This window comes from Pseudomonas sp. MS15a(2019) (genome assembly GCF_013277805.1).
In the GTDB taxonomy this organism is placed as follows: Bacteria; Pseudomonadota; Gammaproteobacteria; order Pseudomonadales; family Pseudomonadaceae; genus Chryseomonas; species Chryseomonas benzopyrenica.
The window spans coordinates 306,788-323,645 of sequence record NZ_VBTN01000003.1 but is presented as its reverse complement, the minus strand read 5'-3'; the positions used below and the strand labels follow the sequence as shown (position 1 = coordinate 323,645).

The window sequence follows — 16,858 nt, the reverse complement described above, 5'->3', positions numbered from 1 at the left end:
GGGCGTGATCAGCGAGCGCTGACCACGAATTGCCAGTACTGGTTGAGTCGGCGCTCACCCCCGTTGGCGGTCAGCAGGACCGAGGACGGCGGCTTGGACTGCAGCTCCGGTAGCGATTTCATCAGCGTGCGCCAGTTGCTGTAGTAGGTCTGCAGGCAGCGCCGGGCGGTGCCATTGTTCTGCAGAGAGGTCAGAGCCTTCTGATAGGCCGGTTCGATCTGCGACAGCGCCTGGGCTACGCAGCTGTCGGTATCGGAGAAACGGGCCGTGTCGCCGATGCGGGTACCGGCGATCACCGCCTTGTTCGCGCAACTCTTGAAGGCGATCATGCTGGCCTGCTCGAATTGCAGGGCATCCTGATCCATGGCGAAGGCGGGTGCGCTGCAGACGGCGGCTGCAACGAGGGCTAAGGCATAGGCGTGGCGTTTCATGGTGGCGTCCCTGGCTACGTCGGTAAGACGTGATGGCATCAATGCACAGCGGCAGACTGCACCGCTGAACAAATGTTCAGCGCAAAAGGCGGCAAAGCGCCATCAGGCGAATTCCACCAGACCGACGGTAGTGAGACCTATGAACAAGGTGGTCAGGACGACCATGGCGAACGCCAGGAGATAATCTTCCATCAGGGCTTTCCCTACTACGATGACGGCAGTAGGACCGATGGCAAATGGCCAGGTTCTTGCGGAAGGCGAATCGGCGCAGACTGGCCGACGGAAGGTCATTGGTGGGGTGAAGGCGGCGACACCCCAGGGGTGTCGCCGCATCGGCATCACTCGTTGAGACGGTTCTTGTCGAGCTGCTTGGCCAGGCCGGCACCCAGGTCGGCACCGGTCACCGGGGCTGCGCTGGGGTCCGACATCGTGCGGGTTGCCAGTTGCTCCACCGCCTTGGCCTGCATGGGTGGCAGCTTGACGCTGGCCAGGCCGTCGCCACCATCCACGGCAGGAGCGGGCTGCTCCACGAACTCCCAGTCTTGACCCTGATTCCAGGGACCGCGCATGTCGCCTTCACCCTGCGACATGTTGTAGTAGACGCTGGCGAATTCCGGTCGTGGCGGCATCTTGCCCTGGGGAAAGTTTGGTTGAATGGAGTGCAGGGCGTTCTCGAAGGATTTCTGGTGGGCGATCTCGCGCGTCATCAGAAAGCTCAGGGTGTCCTTGATACCCGCATCGTCGGTGACGTTGATCAGGCGCTCGTAGACGATCTTGGCCCGGGCTTCGGCAGCGATGTTGGACCTCAGGTCGATGGTCGGTTCGCCGACGGTGTCGATATAGGCCGCAGTCCAGGGCACCCCGCCCGAGTTGATCAGTTGCGGGCCGCCACCGTAGAGGATCTGGGTGAGGTGGGAGTCATTGCCGGCACCGGTCAGAGAGCGGTACATGTCCGCTTCTTCCTGGGTCTTTTCCGCCAGGTCGCCCTTGGCGCCCTTGTTCAGCATGGCGATCATCGAACCGATGATTTCCAGGTGGCTGAGTTCTTCGGTGGCGATGTCGAACAGCATGTCCTTGCGGCCCGGGTCGAGCTCGGCTATCGCCTGGGTGAAGTAGCGCATGGCGGCGGCGAGTTCGCCTTGGGGGCCGCCGAATTGTTCCAGCATCAGGTTGGCGAGGCCGGGATTGGGTTCGGACACGCGCACGGTATATTGCAGTCGCTTATTATGGACGAACATGTAACCTCCAGGGGCTAGTCACGGGTAACACGGGGTAGTTCAGCGCTTCGCGGTCAGATCGGGATCGGCGGAGCGTTCCAGGAAGGCTCTGGTGGTGACGGGCAGGTCTTCCAGCAACCAGGCCGCCATGGCCTTCTCCTGTTCGAGGATGCGTTCGCAGGCTTGCTGCGTTTCGGTATCACCGATCTCGGCAGCGGCGGCGATCAACGTGGTGTAGGTGGCGATTTCGATGTTCTCGAAGACATAACCGGCGATGGCGCCCTTGATGACCTCGTCGCTCATGGGCGCACCGCCAATCGCCTGACCCAGTGCCATCAACTTGCCACCCATGTCCTTGAGCGTCGAGGCGCTGCTGCCGAGGCGGCTCAGGCAGCCTTCGAGGACCTGGCGTTGCTCCTGGGTTTCCTTGATGTGCTGCTCGATGCGTTGGCGCAGTTGCGGATAGTGCTCCAGCCGCGCGGCCTGGGCGGAAAGCATTTTCTCGGCCTGTTCTTCCATGGCATGGGCGTCACGCAGCCAGTCGATCAGGTTGTCTTGCTTGGAAGCCGTCATGGAAAACTCCTGGTCGTAGAGAGAGGCGACAACGGGCCGGAAGGCCCCGCCAGATTGCGTTCTGTCTGCTTATTAGTGGGGGGCGGCTAGCAAGAGATTCGCGGGACGGCGGTCTTTCTGATCGATGGAAAAGGGCCAGGGATTTTGTTCTACAAGCCCAGCGGCAAAGGGTCGTCTGGCAGGGCTGGTTGTTGGACAACGACCCTCCGGCTGTACAACTCTTGTCCCAGTCAATTTTGGGTTTAGTAATATCTTTGCCGTTCGCGCCCCTAGGAAAACCGTTCACCCCGTACTTGCCGGAGAGGCAGACATCTGTGTCAGGATCCGGTGGATGCAAGGGAAGGAGTCAGCATGAAGGGGCCCAAGGAACAGCAGTCTGGCGCACGCTCGACCAAGCCGTTGGAGGAACGCTGGCCGGATCCGAATGCCCAGGGCCTGGAGGCGGAGCAGATCATCGCGCAACTCTGCGCGGCGGCGGCCGATGCGGACTGGGCCTGGTACCAGCGTCGCGGCAACTGGTCGTGCATGGCCACCGGTAGTGGCGCCAGTGCCTGGCCGGCGTTGCTCGACGATCAGGAGCTGGCGCAGCTCTGCGTCCAGGCCTCGCTCAGCTGTCATCCCACCGGCAATGGACCGACGCCCCTGGGCTGGCTGCTGGCCCGTCCGGACGACCGTACCGATTTCGCCGCCTTGGCCCTGAGATTCGGCTTCGTGCTGCAGCGCCTGCAGTTGCAAAGGGCCCAGGCCATCCAGCAGGTGCTCTACGACATCACCTATCTGGCCAGCTCGACGGTGGATCGGCAGCTGTTCATGCAGCGCACCCATGAACTGCTGGTGACCCTGATCGACGCGGAAAACCTCTGTCTGGCGCTGCTCGATCCGGACGCTGACCAGATCCACTATCCCTATTATTTCGACCAGCGCGACGAGAGTCCGCCTGAACCGGGCTCCTTCGAGCCACTGGATCGGGCGCAACCGAGCTTGACCGCCTATGTGCTCCTGCATGGCGAGCCCTTGCTACTACCCAAAGAGGCCATGGAGGCGGCCCAGACCAACGGCCCCTACTATTGCCAGGGCTCGGTTCCGGAGTTCTGGATGGGCATTCCGCTCAAGGATGGCGCTGATCGGACCTTTGGCGTGCTCAGCCTGCAGGTCTACGACCGCGAACGCCGCTACGGCCCTGAGGATCAGGCGCTGTTCCAGGTGATCGCCCGCGACGTGGCCATGGCGCTGGATCGCATCCTGCGGCGCGAAGACATGGAGGCCACCGTGGGGCAGCGCACCCAGGAGCTGTCCGAAGTCAACGCCCGGCTGCGTGAACAGATCGCCGAGCGCGAGCGCGCCGAGCAACTGCAGGCGGCGCTGTTCCGCATCGCCGAGCTGTCCAGCGCCAGCACCGACATGACCGAGTTGCTGGGCGGCCTGCACCGGGTCGTGGGTGAGCTGCTCTATGCGCACAATTTCTACATCGCCCTTTACGACGACCTGTCCGGCGAGGTGAGTTTTCCCTATTTCGCCGATGAGCGCCGTACCACGGCGCCCGTCACCCGGCGCGGCACCCGGGGTTACACCGAATACACCATCCGCCAGCGGCGACCCTGCATCATCGATCGGCACAAGGCGCATCGACTGATCGAAGAGGGGGAGATCACCCCGGTCGAGGGTACCCCCGAAGCCTGCTCCTGGCTGGGCATCCCGCTCTATGACGGCAAGCAGGTCCGCGGGGTGCTGGCGGTGCAGAGCTATCGCGAAGACGTCTACTACAGCCAACGCGACCAGGAGCTGCTCACCTTCGTTTCACGCCATATCGATACCGCCTTGTCCCGGCGCAGCGCGGCGGAAGCCATCCAGCAGTCACGCCAGGCGCTGGAGGTCCGGGTCCAGGAACGGACCCGGGCGCTGGACGATGCCAATGCCAGACTGCTGTACGAGAACAACCACGATGCCCTGACCCGGCTGCCCAACCGCAGCTTCTTCCAGCAACGCCTGGCCGGCCTCTGGGCGGCGTTGGAGCGCGATGGCACCGGCCTGGCGGTGATGTTTCTCGATCTGGACAGGTTCAAGCGCATCAACGACCAGTTCGGCCACCCCTTCGGCGACCTGCTGCTGGTCGCGGCCGGGCAGCGGCTGTCCAGTTGCCTGCGGGAAACCGATCTGCTGGCACGGCTGGGCGGTGACGAATTCGCCATCCTGGTGCCCGGTGGTGGGCTGGAATCGCCGGTGGCCATCGCCCAGCGGATCATCGAGGCCTTCGACCGGCCACTGGTGATCGACGACCACAGCCTGTTCGCCTCCTGCAGCATCGGCATCGTGGTGGCCGATGCGAGTCTGCATCGCCAGCCGGACGATCTGCTGCGCGATGCCGACACCGCCATGTACCGGGTCAAACAGGGCGGGCGCGACAACTTCGCGGTGTTCAACCAGGAGTTGCGCCAGGTGGTGTCCGACCAGGTGGTGCGCGAGGGTGCGCTGCGCAAGGCGCTGAAGAACGGCGACGAACTGGAACCCTTCTTCCAGCCGATCATCGAGGTCACGACCGGCCGCGTGGCGGCGCTGGAGGCGTTGATCCGCTGGCGGCAGCCGGACGGCAGCGTGCTGGCGCCCGGCGCCTTTCTACCCGAACTGGAAGGCCTGCGGCTGATCGGTCGGCTGGATACCTACATGCTGACGCGGATCGCCGCCATCCTGGCCGAGCCGGCCCATGCCCACTGGCCGGTGGTCCACGTCAACTGCTCCAGCTACAGCATCGTGCGCCCGGAATTCGCCGACGAGGTACTGAACATCCTGGCCACGCACGGCGTGGCGCCGTCGCGGATCTGCCTGGAGTTGACCGAAGGGGCCCTGGTCGCTGAACCCGAGCGCGCCAAGGCCGCCATGGAGGCGCTGGATCTACAGGGCGTATCGGTGGTGCTGGATGATTTCGGCGCGGGCTTTTCGTCGCTCGGCTATGTCCATGAGTATCGCTTTCGCGGCCTCAAGATCGACAAGTCCTTTGTGCTGCGCCTCGCCGACAGCGCACGCAGTGTCGCCATCGTCCGCGCCATCGTGCGCATGGCCGAGTCCCTGGGGCTGGACGTGGTCGCCGAGGGCGTCGAGGACGCCCAGGCGCTGCAACTGCTCAAGAACATGGGCGCGCGCCATGCCCAGGGCTATCTGTTCGCCCGTCCGCTGGATCTGCTGGCGACCCGCCGGCTGCTGGCCGGGGCGGCTGGCTAGAAGGTGACGCCGGCGACCAGGATCAGGTTGGTGTAAGGCTGGCACTCGCCGGTGCGAACCTGCACCCGAGCCTGGCGGCACAGGGTCTTCAACTCGTCGTGGGACACGAGGCGGCGACTGCCAAGGGCGCCGTCGGCGTTCAGGCGTTCCAGTTCGGCCAGCGCCGGCGGCTGGACCTTCAGGGTTTCCTCGGCGAGCAGATGGCTTTCCACCTGCATCTCGCTGAGCAGCGCCTGCAGCACACTGAGGAAATCCGGTACGCCCGGAGTGACGGCCAGATCGACCAGCGGCGTACCCGGCGGCACCGGCATGCCGGCGTCACCGATGACCACCAGATCGCCATGGCCGAGACTGGCCACGGCCTGGGACAGGGCGATGTTGAGCAGAGCGGTTTTCTTCACCGGGCGAGCTCCTGGCGGGTGGGAATGGACGGCTGGGCGCCTGGGCGGGTGACGGCGATGGCGGCGGCCTGTTGGCCGAGGGCGATGGCCGCCTCCACGCTCAACCCCTCCGCAAGGCCAGCGGCGAAGCCGCCGAGGAAGGTATCGCCAGCGGCGGTGGTGTCCACCGCGTTGACCGCAGTGGCCGGATGGTGACGACAGCTGTCTGCGGTGACCTGCAGCAGACCCTGGCTGCCCAGGGTCAGCAGCACCTGGCGGGCACCGGCGGCGACCAGCTGGCGCGCGGCGACCTCGGCCTGCTCCAGATTTTCCACCGGCAGCCCGGTCAGCAGGCTGGCTTCGCTTTCGTTGGGCACCAGGTAGTCGATATGGGCGTACCACTCGGCCGGCAGCGGGCCGGTGGCGGGCGCGGGGTTGAGGATCACCGTCTTGCCCAGGGCATGGGCGCGGGCGAGGGCGTCTCCCACGGTGGCCAGGGGGACTTCCAGCTGGGCGATCACCAGTTTGGCCTGGTCCAGCAGGGTCTCCTGGGCCTGCAGCTGCGCGGCGGACAATTCGCCGTTGCCACCGGCGACGATGACGATGGCGTTCTGGCCCTGGTCATCCACCAGGATGGAGGCGATGCCGGTGGGCACCTCGGGCGCCACCGAGACGCCCCGGCAGTCGATGCCTTCCTGCAGCAGGCTGCGGGTGAGGAAGTCGCCGTAGGGATCGGCGCCGACGCAGCCGATCATGGCGACCCGGGCGCCCAGGCGTGCCGCGGCGACGGCCTGATTCGCGCCCTTGCCGCCGGGTGCGGTGGTGAAGGTATGGCCGGCGAGGGTCTCGCCGCCCTTGGGCAGGCGCGGAGCGCGCACCACCAGGTCCATGTTGAGGCTGCCGATGACGACGACGTCAGGGTGCATGGGAGGTCTCCAGAGCAGGGGGCGCCGCGGTGGATTCGCGCAGCACCAGTCGGGGTACGGCGATGTCGTGGGTGGAAGGGCTGCCGACCGTCTCGCGGCGCGCCAGCAGCAGCTGGGCGGCGCGCTCGCCGAGATCGCGGATCGACTGGCCGATGGTGGTGAGGGCGGGGTAGAGATAGCGGCTGAGCTCGATGTCGTCGAACCCTACCACCGAGAGCTGGGCGGGGACGCTCAGACCCTGCTCGGCGGCGGCGCGCAGCACGCCCAGGGCGATGGTGTCGTTGCCGGCGAAGATCGCGGTCGGGCGCTCTGGCTGGGCCAGCCACGCGCGGGCGGCGGCATGACCGGCCGCGGCGGTGAAGGGGCAGCGCTGGATGGCGCCAGGCGCGACGCCGGCTTGCGCCAGGGCCTCCTGGTAGCCGGTGATCCGCTCGCTGGCGACCGGGGAATCGGCCGGGCCGCCGATGCAGGCGATCCGGCGATGGCCGAGTTCCAGCAGGTGGCGGGTGGCGAGCAGACCGCCCTGGTGGTGATCGATGCGGATATGCGCGGCCTGGACGCCCTCCAGCGGCCGGTCGGCCAGCACCAGCGGGATGCGTAGGCTGGCCAGGGCCCGGGCGAAGCGCGGATCGCCGTCCACGGTGGCGACCACCAGGCCATCGATCCGCCGCTCCTTGAGCACCCGCAGATAGCGCAGCTGCTTGTCGGCATCGTCATCGGAATTGCAGAGGATGACGCTGTAGCCCTGGCGCTCGCAGTGATCTTCGATGCCGCGGGCCAGTTCGGCGAAGTAGGGGTTGACCGCATTGGGCACCAGCACGCCAAAGGTGCCGGTGGCACGGCTGCGCAGGGAGCGGGCCACGCCACTGGGTACGTAGCCCAGTTCGGCGATGGCCGCCTCGACCTTTTCCCGCACGCCCGGACTGACCGGGCGGCTGTTGTTCACCACATGGGAGACCGTGGTGTATGAGATGCCGGCACGGGCGGCGACATCCTTGATGGTCGCCATCAGCCCTTGCTCTTGGCGCGCTGGCTGCGGTAGGTGTCGAGGATCACGGCGACCACGATGACCGCGCCGGTGATGATGCGCTTGGTCGGCTCGCTGGCGCCGATCTGGGCCAGGCCCGCGGCCAGCACCGAGATGATCAGCACGCCGAAGAAGGTGCTGATCACGGAGCCGCGCCCACCCATGAGGCTGGTCCCGCCGATCACCACGGCGGCGATCACCTGCAGTTCCAGGCCGACGCCGGCGTTGGGGTCGGCGGCTTCCAGACGGGAGATCTGGAACAGCGCGGCGAGGCCCGCCAGCAGGCCCATGAGGGCGAAGACGATGACCTTGTAGGGCTTGGGATTGATCCCAGCCAGGCGCACCGCTTCCTCGTTGGTGCCGATGGCGATCAGGTAGCGCCCGAGCACCGAGCGGGTCAGCAGCAGCTGCGCGACCACGATCACTAGCAGGGCGATGACGAAGGAGGGCGAGATGCCGAAGGCGAAGGGCGTCGACAACCAGGCGTAGGCATCGCCGATATAGGCGGTGCGCGAATCGGTCAGCTGGTAGGCGGCGCCGCGAGCCATCTCCAGCACGCCCAGGGAGACGATGAAGGAGGGGATGCGCCAGGCCACGGTGACGCTGCCGGTGAGGGTGCCGGTCAGGGCCGCGGCCAGCATGCCCAGGGCGGCGGCTGGCAGGATGCCCCAACCCCATTCCAGGGTGGCGACGCTGACCACGGCGGCGGCCAGGGCGACCACCGAACCCACCGAGAGGTCGATGCCGCCGATGATCAGGATGAAGGTCATCCCGGTCGCGAGCACCATCAGATCGGGGATCTGGTTGGCCAGGGTGGTGAAGGTGGCGTAGGAGAGAAAGTGGCTGCTCAGCAGGGAAAACAGCACGATCATCGCCAGCAGGGCGGCGGCCAGGCCGACGTAGGTGCCCAGGCCGAGGCCGAAGGCACGTCGGGCGGAGGTGACGGGAAGACTGCTCATCGAATGGCTTCCTGAGAAAGGGTTTGCGGCGGGACGGGTTCTTCCAGCAGAGCTTCGCGGGAGCGATAGCCGGCGAAGGCGGCGGCCAGCAGCCGCTCCTGGTCCCAGTCATGACGGTCGAAGGTCGCTTCCAGGCGGCCGGCGGAGATCACACCGATGCGATCGCAGATCAGCATCAGCTCGCGCAGGTCGCTGGAGACCACCACCAAGGCCTTGCCCTGGCGCGTGAGTTCGGCCAGCAGGCCATAGATCTCGAACTTGGCGCCGACGTCGATGCCGCGCGTGGGTTCGTCGAACAGCAGCACCTGGCAATCGCGTTCGAGCCAGCGCCCGATGACCACCTTTTGCTGGTTGCCACCGGAGAGTTCGCCCACCGGCTGGCTGCCACCGTTGCAGCGGATGCGCATGCCCTTGATATGGCGCTCTGCCAGGGCCGCTTCGCGTGTACCGCTGACCAGGCCCTGCTGGGCGACCTTGGCCATGTTGCCCAGGGCCAGGTTGGCGCTGATCGGCTGGCTGAGCAGCAGGCCTTCGCCCTTGCGATCCTCGGTGATCAGGGCGATGCCCTGACGTACCACCTTGGCCGGTGACCCCAGGTCGACCGGCTTGCCGGCCAGGCGCACCGCGCCGGAATCGGCACGGTCGGCACCGAAGATCAGCCGCAGCAACTCGGTGCGACCGGCACCGATGAGCCCGGAGATGCCATAGATCTCGCCGGCGCGGACGCTGAAGGAGACGTCCTGGACCTTGTCGGCGCGAGTCAGGCCCTGGACTTCCAGCAAGGGTGGTCCAAAGCGGCGCTCGCCCATGTCCAGGTGCTCGCCGAGATCGCGACCTACCATGAGGCTGACGATCTGGTCGATGTCGTAGTGCGCCATGGGCGCATCGGCCACCAGGCGGCCATCGCGCAAGACCACCAGTTGCTGGGCGATGCGCTTGAGTTCTTCCAGGCGATGGGAGATGTAGACCAGCGCCACGCCGCGGGCACGCAGGCGCTCGATCTGCTCGAACAGCAGGTCCACCTCGCGGGAGGTGAGCATGGCGGTGGGCTCGTCGAGGATCAGCACTCGGCAGTCGCCGATCAGGTTGCGGGCGATCTCCACCATCTGCTGATGACCCACGCCCAGTTCGGCGATGGGTGTATCCGGATCGATGGACTCCAGGCCGACCTGGGCCATGGCCAGCCGCGCCTGTTCGCGCAACTGGCGCCGGTCGATCCAGCCCAGGCGGCGGGGCAGGCGGTCGAGAAAGAGATTTTCCGCCACGGTGAGGGTAGGCAGCAGGTTGAGCTCCTGCATGACCATCCGCACCCCCTGGGCCTCCGCTTCGCGGCGGCTGCCCGGGGCATAGGGTCGGCCGAGAAAGCTCAGTTCGCCGGTGGTGGGTTGCACCAGGCCACAGAGGATCTTGGACAGGGTGCTTTTACCGGCGCCGTTTTCCCCGGTGAGCGCCAGCACCTGGCCAGCGCGCAACTCCAGGTCCACGCCGCCGAGTACCGGCTGTGCATAGGTCTTGCCGATGTCACGGGCGCTGAGGATGACCTCGGACGACATGGGGGCTCTCCTCGGATCAGGGCTGGGTGACGAGTTCGACCGGCGTCTCGATCACCCCGTCCTTGGCACCGGTGGGCTCGCCCTTGACCAGCTTGAGCGCGGCTTCGATCCCGAACACGGCCTGCTTGGCGGCATACTGGTCGGCGGTGGCGAGGATGCGACCGTCCTTGAGCATCGGCTTGATGGCTTTGATGTTGTCGTAGCCGACCACCTGCACCTGGCCTTTCTTGCCCGCGGCACGCACGGCGGAGACGGCGCCCAGCGCCATGCTGTCATTGCCGGCCAGCAGGGCCTTGAGGTCGGGGTATTCGTTGAGCATGGCCGCGGCGACGGCATTGCCCTTGTCGATTTCCCAATTGCCGGATTGCACGCCGACGATCTTCATGCCGGCCGCTTCCATGGCGTCCTTGAAGCCTGCGGTGCGCTGCTGGGCGTTGGTGGTGGTGGAGATGCCCTCGATGATGCCGACCTGGTCACCCTGCTTGAGCTGCTTGGCAAGGTACTCGCCCACCAGGCGTGCGCCCTTGCGGTTGTCGGGGCCGACGAAGGGGATGTCCAGGGACTTGGACTTGAGCACCTCCGGATCCAGGCGATTGTCGATGTTGACCACCTTGATGCCGGCGTCGCTGGCCTTCTTCAGCACCGGAACCAGTGCCTTGGAGTCGGCCGGGGCGATGACCAGGGCGTCGACCTTGGACACGATCATCTGCTCGACGATGCGGATCTGGCTGGAGGTATCGGTCTCGTCCTTGATCCCGTTGGAAATCAGGTCGAAGTCGGCGGAATGCTCTTTCTGGTAGGTCTTGGCGCCGTCTTCCATGGTCAGGAAGAACTCGTTGGCCAGGGACTTCATGACCAGCGCGACCTTGGGCTTTTCGGCGGCCGTGGCATGACTGGCGGTGAGCGGCAGGATCAGCGAAGCGGAGGCGAGAGCGATAGCCGCCAGCAGGCGGGCAGGGCGAAAGGCCAGCATAGGAGGATCTCCGAATTCTTATGGTTTTTGTGGTCACGCAAACGTTTGCGCGTAGCGAAGGATGTCCGTCCCATTGGTAGCTGTCAATCCAGGTCACTACATGAATCGATTCAGCTCCCAAGGACGGCTGGTTGGCCCCGGCCGTGCGGGCCCCGGTATACTGGGCAATCGTATTCAACCAGGCGCCCGGCGCCCGAGAGTCTCTGCCATGTCCTTTTCCGAATCCGCCCTGAAATCCCTCATCCGCGCCGTGCCCGATTTTCCCAAGCCGGGGGTGATCTTTCGGGACATCACGCCGCTGTTCCAGTCGCCCGAAGGCCTGCGCGCCGTCATGGCGGAATTGCTGGAGCGCTATCGCTCGGCGTCCTTCACCCACGTCGGGGCGCTGGATGCGCGCGGATTCCTCATCGGTCCGATCCTGGCTTATGAGCTGGGCAAGCCACTGGTGCTGTTCCGCAAGCAGGGCAAACTGCCGGCCGAGCTGCTGACCGAGGTCTACAGCACCGAATACGGCGACTCGGTGATCGAGGTACACAAGGACAGCGTCGGCGCCGGTGATTCGGTGCTGCTGGTCGATGACCTCATCGCCACCGGCGGTACCCTGGTCGCCGCCGGCAACCTGATCCGCCGCCTGGGCGCCGAGGTCCACGAAGCTGCCGCCATCGTCGACCTGCCCGAACTGGGCGGCTCCAAGCGCCTGGAAGCGGCCGGCATCCCCACCTTCGCCCTGACGAGCTTCGCGCTGTCCGAGTATTGAGTTTGCGATTGATCGCGGCCATGGACCGCTCCTACGGGTAGCGCACGACGGTAGGAGCGGCCCATGGCCGCGATAACGCCGTCGTACCTCAACGTCCTGCTGGCACCTTCCATGGTGTCCGTACGCGAAGGGCAACACCTTGCGATGCCGGAGCGTCCGCCTCGGCGGACCGCCATGGCCGTAACGGGTTGCTCGAATCGTAGGTTGGGTTGAGCGCAGCGAAGCCTAACAGCTCTTGCCTCGGCGCCAGTCTTGTTGGGCTTCGACGATAGAACCGTCTCAGCCCAACCTACGGTCCTGCTACGGGCACCGTAGGTTGGGTTGAGCGCAGCGAGGCCCAACAGGGTTTGACTCAGCTGGCCCTGTTGGGCTTCGACGATGGAGCCGTCTCAGCCCAACCTACGATCCTGCTACGGATACCGTAGGTTGGGTTGAGCGCAGCGAAGCCCAACAGCTCTTGCCCCGGCACCGGCCCCGTTTGGGCTTCGACGAAAGAGCCGCCTCAGCCCAACCTACGATTTATCGCAATCCTGGCAGCCTCTGATCAAAGCTCAGCCGTCGGCTTTCTCGGCTCCAGCGGATACAGATCCACTTCGTCCGCCAACTTGGGCAGCTCGTCCAGAAAGGCGAGGGTGTGCGGCTGGTTTAAGTGTCCGTCCTGGGCGGCGATCGAGGTCCAGCGGGCCTGGACCACCCAGAGATCGCCGTCCTCGCTGCCCTGGAATACCCGATAGTCCAGGCAGCCCTCGTCCTTGACCGCCACCGCGGCCAGATCCAGCAGGTGGGCACCCAGCGCCTGGGAGCGTTCGGGTTGGGCTCGGAACAGGGTAAGGCTGTGGACGTCCGTCATAATGGACAAGTCTCCTGAAGGGTTGAGGTTTCGACCCTTCAGGATAGCGGACGTCGTACCGGTCTCAGCGATTGATCAGGCCAAGGAATTCCGCACGGGTAGCGTCGTTGGCGCGGAATTGGCCGAGCATCACCGAGGTGACCATGGAGGAATTCTGCTTTTCCACGCCACGCATCATCATGCACATGTGCTGCGCCTCGATGACCACCGCGACCCCGGCGGCGCCGGTGACCTGCTCAATGGCCTCGGCGATCTGCCGGGTCATGTTTTCCTGGATCTGCAGGCGGCGGGCGAACATGTCGACCACCCGCGCCACCTTGGACAGGCCCAGCACCTTGCCCTTGGGCATGTAGGCAACATGGGCCTTGCCGATGAAGGGCAGCATGTGGTGCTCGCACAGGGAATACAGCTCGATGTTCTTGACCAGCACCATCTCGCTGTTGTCCGAGGTGAAGAGCGCGTCGCCCACCACTTCTTCCAGCGTCTGGCTGTAGCCGCGGCAGAGGTACTGCATGGCCTTGGCCGCGCGCTTGGGTGTGTCCACCAGCCCCTCACGGCTGATGTCTTCGCCGAGTCCGGTCAGGATCGAGGAGTAGTGCTGTTCGAGAGACATTTGGGTTCCTGTTTGTCGATAAGGAAGTTGGCGCTCGGATGAGACGTCACCCGAGTCACAGGATCACTCGTCGCGACCTTCGAGCATGGTGCGCTTGAGCAAGACATAAAGCGAGCCGGTCCCACCGTGGCGGGGCAGGCAGGAGGTGAAGCCCAGTACCTGCGGATGCTGGCGCAACCAGGTATTGACGTGGCTCTTGATCAGCGGTCGGCGCCCATCCAGGCGCGCGGCCTTGCCATGGGTGATGCGCACACAGCGGATTTCCAGGCGAGTGGCCTCGGCGAGAAAGTCCCAGAGGGTTTCCCGGGCCCTTTCCACGGTCATGCCGTGCAGGTCCAGGCTGCCCTCGAAGGGAATCTGGCCGCCCTTGAGGCGACGTAGCTGGGTGTCCTGGACGCCATCGCGGCCCCAGTAGAGTTCGTCCTCGGCGCCCACGTCGATGACGAAGGCATCGCTCAGGCCGTCGACCCGGGTAGCGGTCGTGGTCTTGGTCGCATCCGCGCGGCGCTGGGCGATCTGGCCCAGGTCGGCGCGCGACTTGCCGGTGTCGGCGCGATCCTGCTTGAGCGGACGGATCCCGCGGGTGAAGTCGGCGAAAGAGGCATCGTCGTCGTGCATGGCGTTCTCCGGTACAGGGCGTCATTCTACCGGCGGGTCAGGCGTCGTGCAGCAATCGGCTCACCGCAGCCAGCGCGGCCCTTTGCCGCTCGGGCCAGTCGCCGGCGATTTCCAGCACCGGCTGGCCATGGGCCTGCAGCCAGTCCCGGCACTGCGCGAAGAACGCCAAGCGCTCGGCGAGCTCCGGTTGGCAGCGCTGACCGTCGTCCTGCCAGGCGACGTCGCGAGGATCGAGCAGCAGGTGCAGGTCATAGCGGCGCGCCAGCAGGGCCGGCTCCAGCCAGTCGGGCGCGGCGCCGAACAGCAATCGACTCCACAGCAGGTTGCTCAGCAGGTGGGTGTCGAGCAGCAGGAGCGCCGGTGCGCTCGCGCGTGCCCGGTCCTCGCGGTGCAATTGCTCGCGGGCGATGACATCCACGTCCGCCAGGCAGGTATCGGTGCCGTGCCGCTCGCAGTATTCGCGGACGTACTCATCCACCCGGACCCCGCCGAAGCGCTCGGCGAGAACCGTCGTCAGCCACGATTTGCCACTCGATTCGGGGCCGGTCAGCACCACCACTTTCATCGTGCGGTCGCCAGGGCTCGGCGCCAGTCGAGCCAGCCGTAGGCGGCCAGACCGACAAAGACCGCATAGAGGATGGCGGTGGGGTAGAGGCCCTTGTAATAGAAGAGGCCCACATAGATGACGTCCAGCACGAACCACAGTACCCAGCACTGCAGGCGCTTCTGCGCCATCCAGAACTGGGCGACCAGGCTGAAACCGGTGAGCGCGGCATCCAGCCAGGGCAGGGCGGCATCGGTGTGGGTGCCCATGAGGTAGCCCAGGACCAGGCTACCCAGGGCGCCAACGGCCAGACCGGCCAGCAGCGGTCGGGTGGTGAGCGAGCTGACCACCCGACCCTGGTGTTGCTGGCCGCCCCGCAGCCATTGCCACCAACCATAGAGCTGCAGCACCGCATAGATGCACTGCAGCAACATGTCGGAATAGAGCTTCACCTCCAGGAAGATCCAGGCGTAGAGCACCACCGTCACCAGGCCGATGGGCCAGGCCCAGATGTTCTGGCGCACCGTCAGCCAGACGGCGATCACCCCGAGAACGGCGGCCAGCAGCTCCACGGGCGACATGCCCAGCAGGGTGGTGAGCGACTCCAGAAACGACATGCTTCACATCCGGAAAGATTCGATTCGTCATTGTACGGCACCTAATGGCCGTCTATCGGTCTCTTCAACCGGTCTCGCTCTGGTAAGGTGCCGGGCGACCACCACAGCATGAGCTGTCCTGGGTACCGCGAAGGGCCACGCCCTGCGGAGCGTCACGGTTCGAACCCCGTTGCCGCCGGCGTCTTCGGACCCGGCTACCTGCAAATGTTTCACTTGGATGGAGTAATACCATGGACCTATGGAGTGCCTTGCAGGCGCTGATTCTGGGGATCGTCGAGGGCATCACCGAGTTCCTGCCCATTTCCAGTACCGGCCACCAGATCGTCGTCGCCGATCTGATCGGCTTCGGCGGGGAAAGGGCCATCGCCTTCAATATCATCATCCAGCTGGCGGCCATCCTGGCCGTGGTCTGGGAATACCGCTTCAAGGTCTTCGAGATCGTCACCGATCTGCCGCGCAAGTCCTATGCGCAGCGGTTCACCGGCAACCTGATCGTCGCCTTTCTGCCCGCTGCGGTGCTGGGCGTGATCCTTGGTGACCTGATCCACGAATACCTGTTCAATCCCATCACCGTGGCCTTCGCCCTGGTGATCGGCGGCGTGATCATGATCTGGGCGGAAAAGCGTACCCATCGCATCCGCGTGGAAGAGGTGGACGACATGCGCTGGCATGACGCCCTCAAGGTCGGCTGCGCCCAGTGCCTGGCGATGATTCCGGGCACCTCGCGCTCCGGTTCCACCATCATCGGCGGCCTGCTGTTCGGTCTGTCGCGCAAGGCGGCCACCGAGTTCTCCTTCTTCCTGGCCATGCCAACCATGGTCGGCGCGACCGTCTACTCGGTGTACAAGTACCGTCATCTGTTCACTGCCAGCGATGTGCTGGTGTTCGGGGTCGGCTTCATCACCTCCTTCATCTTCGCCATGCTGGCGGTCAAGGCCTTGCTGAAGTTCATCGGCAACCACAGCTACGAGGTGTTCGGCTGGTACCGTATCGTCTTCGGACTGTTGATCCTGGCCACCTGGCAATTCGGCTGGATCGACTGGAACGCGGCCAAGGCGGCCGGGTGAAGCCCGAGAAGGAACAGCAGAGCCGGCGCCAGCCGGCTCGTGCGTCTGGGCAGAAAGCGCCCCCCAAGACCAGCAAACGGGCGGGGGCGCTGACGCCCTATGAGCAACGCGCGGCCATCGCCCGGCAGGACATGCTCGCGCTGCTGCAGATCGCCGTCTTCATCCTGCCGCTGGTGGGCATGCTGTCCCTGGCCTTCGGCCATGGGGTGCTCTGGCCACTGCCGCTCTACCTGCTGGCCAGCGTGGTCACCTACCTGCTCTACAAGCACGACAAGCAGCGCGCCCGCGACAAGGGCTGGCGCGTGCCGGAGCGGGTCCTGCACCTGGGCGAGCTGCTCGGTGGCTGGCCGGGTGCCCTGATCGCCCAGCAGCGCTTCCGCCACAAGACGGTCAAGCTGAGTTTTCGCCTGGTGTTCTTCGCCATCGTCGCCCTGCATCAGCTGCTGTGGCTGGACGTGCTCTGCGGCGGCCTGCTTCACCGTCATCTGCCGTTCTGAGGTCAGGCAGGCGGCATGGCTGCAGGTGATGGGCTAGGCT

Annotated in this window: 18 protein-coding genes; 4 read left to right on the top strand and 14 right to left on the bottom strand. The window is 65.5% G+C overall.

Annotated features, from left to right (window positions below):
* Window positions 1-8: 8 nt before the first annotated feature.
* From FEZ61_RS05050 to FEZ61_RS05040, 3 genes are all read right to left on the bottom strand, one after another.
* Window positions 9-431, bottom strand: coding sequence for a hypothetical protein (locus tag FEZ61_RS05050; protein WP_017640525.1), 423 nt, complete (start codon window positions 429-431; stop codon window positions 9-11).
* Between the two features lie 338 nt (window positions 432-769).
* On the bottom strand, window positions 770-1,669 hold the full coding sequence (locus FEZ61_RS05045; RefSeq protein ID WP_017640527.1) for a manganese catalase family protein: 900 nt from the start codon (window positions 1,667-1,669) through the stop codon (window positions 770-772).
* A 39-nt stretch (window positions 1,670-1,708) separates the two neighbouring features.
* Entirely contained in the window at window positions 1,709-2,221 is a 513-nt protein-coding gene (locus tag FEZ61_RS05040; protein ID WP_017640528.1) for a ferritin-like domain-containing protein, read from the bottom strand.
* Window positions 2,222-2,572: 351 nt separating this feature from the next.
* Here FEZ61_RS05040 and FEZ61_RS05035 point away from each other — a divergent pair, with 351 nt between their 5' ends.
* Entirely contained in the window at window positions 2,573-5,437 is a 2,865-nt protein-coding gene (locus tag FEZ61_RS05035) for an EAL domain-containing protein (RefSeq protein WP_201973581.1), read from the top strand.
* Here the strand turns inward: FEZ61_RS05035 and rbsD are convergent.
* From rbsD to FEZ61_RS05005, 6 genes are read right to left on the bottom strand one after another with little or no spacing between them, the layout of a single operon-like run.
* Complete coding sequence (rbsD, locus tag FEZ61_RS05030) at window positions 5,434-5,838, bottom strand: D-ribose pyranase (protein ID WP_017640530.1); 405 nt, start codon at window positions 5,836-5,838, stop codon at window positions 5,434-5,436. The genes FEZ61_RS05035 and rbsD overlap by 4 nt on opposite strands.
* Complete coding sequence (gene rbsK / locus FEZ61_RS05025) at window positions 5,835-6,743, bottom strand: ribokinase (protein ID WP_173147553.1); 909 nt, start codon at window positions 6,741-6,743, stop codon at window positions 5,835-5,837. Before rbsK ends, rbsD begins: the two co-directional genes overlap by 4 nt.
* Window positions 6,733-7,752, bottom strand: coding sequence for a LacI family DNA-binding transcriptional regulator (locus tag FEZ61_RS05020; RefSeq protein WP_017640532.1), 1,020 nt, complete (start codon window positions 7,750-7,752; stop codon window positions 6,733-6,735). Before FEZ61_RS05020 ends, rbsK begins: the two co-directional genes overlap by 11 nt.
* Window positions 7,752-8,729: an ABC transporter permease gene (locus FEZ61_RS05015; protein ID WP_017640533.1), complete on the bottom strand. Its 978-nt coding sequence runs from the start codon at window positions 8,727-8,729 to the stop codon at window positions 7,752-7,754. Before FEZ61_RS05015 ends, FEZ61_RS05020 begins: the two co-directional genes overlap by 1 nt.
* Complete coding sequence (locus FEZ61_RS05010; protein ID WP_017640534.1) at window positions 8,726-10,282, bottom strand: sugar ABC transporter ATP-binding protein; 1,557 nt, start codon at window positions 10,280-10,282, stop codon at window positions 8,726-8,728. Before FEZ61_RS05010 ends, FEZ61_RS05015 begins: the two co-directional genes overlap by 4 nt.
* A gap of 16 nt (window positions 10,283-10,298) precedes the next feature.
* Window positions 10,299-11,255, bottom strand: a complete 957-nt coding sequence (locus FEZ61_RS05005; RefSeq protein WP_173147551.1) for a sugar ABC transporter substrate-binding protein — start codon at window positions 11,253-11,255, stop codon at window positions 10,299-10,301.
* A 208-nt stretch (window positions 11,256-11,463) separates the two neighbouring features.
* On the opposite strand from FEZ61_RS05005, the gene FEZ61_RS05000 reads away from it, so the two are divergent.
* The gene (locus FEZ61_RS05000; RefSeq protein ID WP_017640536.1) at window positions 11,464-12,012 is read left to right on the top strand and encodes an adenine phosphoribosyltransferase; all 549 of its coding nucleotides are present in this window, start codon (window positions 11,464-11,466) and stop codon (window positions 12,010-12,012) included.
* 544 nt (window positions 12,013-12,556) lie between these two features.
* Here the strand turns inward: FEZ61_RS05000 and FEZ61_RS04995 are convergent.
* From FEZ61_RS04995 to pnuC, 5 genes are all read right to left on the bottom strand, one after another.
* Window positions 12,557-12,862: a putative quinol monooxygenase gene (locus FEZ61_RS04995; protein ID WP_017640537.1), complete on the bottom strand. Its 306-nt coding sequence runs from the start codon at window positions 12,860-12,862 to the stop codon at window positions 12,557-12,559.
* A 64-nt stretch (window positions 12,863-12,926) separates the two neighbouring features.
* Window positions 12,927-13,475 (bottom strand): GTP cyclohydrolase I FolE, encoded by a 549-nt coding sequence (gene folE / locus FEZ61_RS04990; RefSeq protein WP_017640538.1) that lies wholly within the window; start codon window positions 13,473-13,475, stop codon window positions 12,927-12,929.
* A gap of 63 nt (window positions 13,476-13,538) precedes the next feature.
* Window positions 13,539-14,093, bottom strand: a complete 555-nt coding sequence (locus FEZ61_RS04985; RefSeq protein ID WP_017640539.1) for a Smr/MutS family protein — start codon at window positions 14,091-14,093, stop codon at window positions 13,539-13,541.
* A 37-nt stretch (window positions 14,094-14,130) separates the two neighbouring features.
* Window positions 14,131-14,658, bottom strand: coding sequence for an AAA family ATPase (locus FEZ61_RS04980; protein ID WP_017640540.1), 528 nt, complete (start codon window positions 14,656-14,658; stop codon window positions 14,131-14,133).
* Window positions 14,655-15,218 (bottom strand): nicotinamide riboside transporter PnuC, encoded by a 564-nt coding sequence (gene pnuC, locus FEZ61_RS04975; RefSeq protein ID WP_173148088.1) that lies wholly within the window; start codon window positions 15,216-15,218, stop codon window positions 14,655-14,657. Before pnuC ends, FEZ61_RS04980 begins: the two co-directional genes overlap by 4 nt.
* Window positions 15,219-15,484: 266 nt before the next feature.
* Here pnuC and FEZ61_RS04970 point away from each other — a divergent pair, with 266 nt between their 5' ends.
* Both FEZ61_RS04970 and FEZ61_RS04965 read left to right on the top strand, forming a co-directional pair.
* On the top strand, window positions 15,485-16,321 hold the full coding sequence (locus FEZ61_RS04970) for an undecaprenyl-diphosphate phosphatase (protein WP_017640542.1): 837 nt from the start codon (window positions 15,485-15,487) through the stop codon (window positions 16,319-16,321).
* The gene (locus tag FEZ61_RS04965; RefSeq protein ID WP_017640543.1) at window positions 16,318-16,818 is read left to right on the top strand and encodes a DUF1294 domain-containing protein; all 501 of its coding nucleotides are present in this window, start codon (window positions 16,318-16,320) and stop codon (window positions 16,816-16,818) included. The genes FEZ61_RS04970 and FEZ61_RS04965 overlap by 4 nt, the downstream gene beginning before the upstream one ends.
* Window positions 16,819-16,858 lie beyond the last annotated feature (40 nt).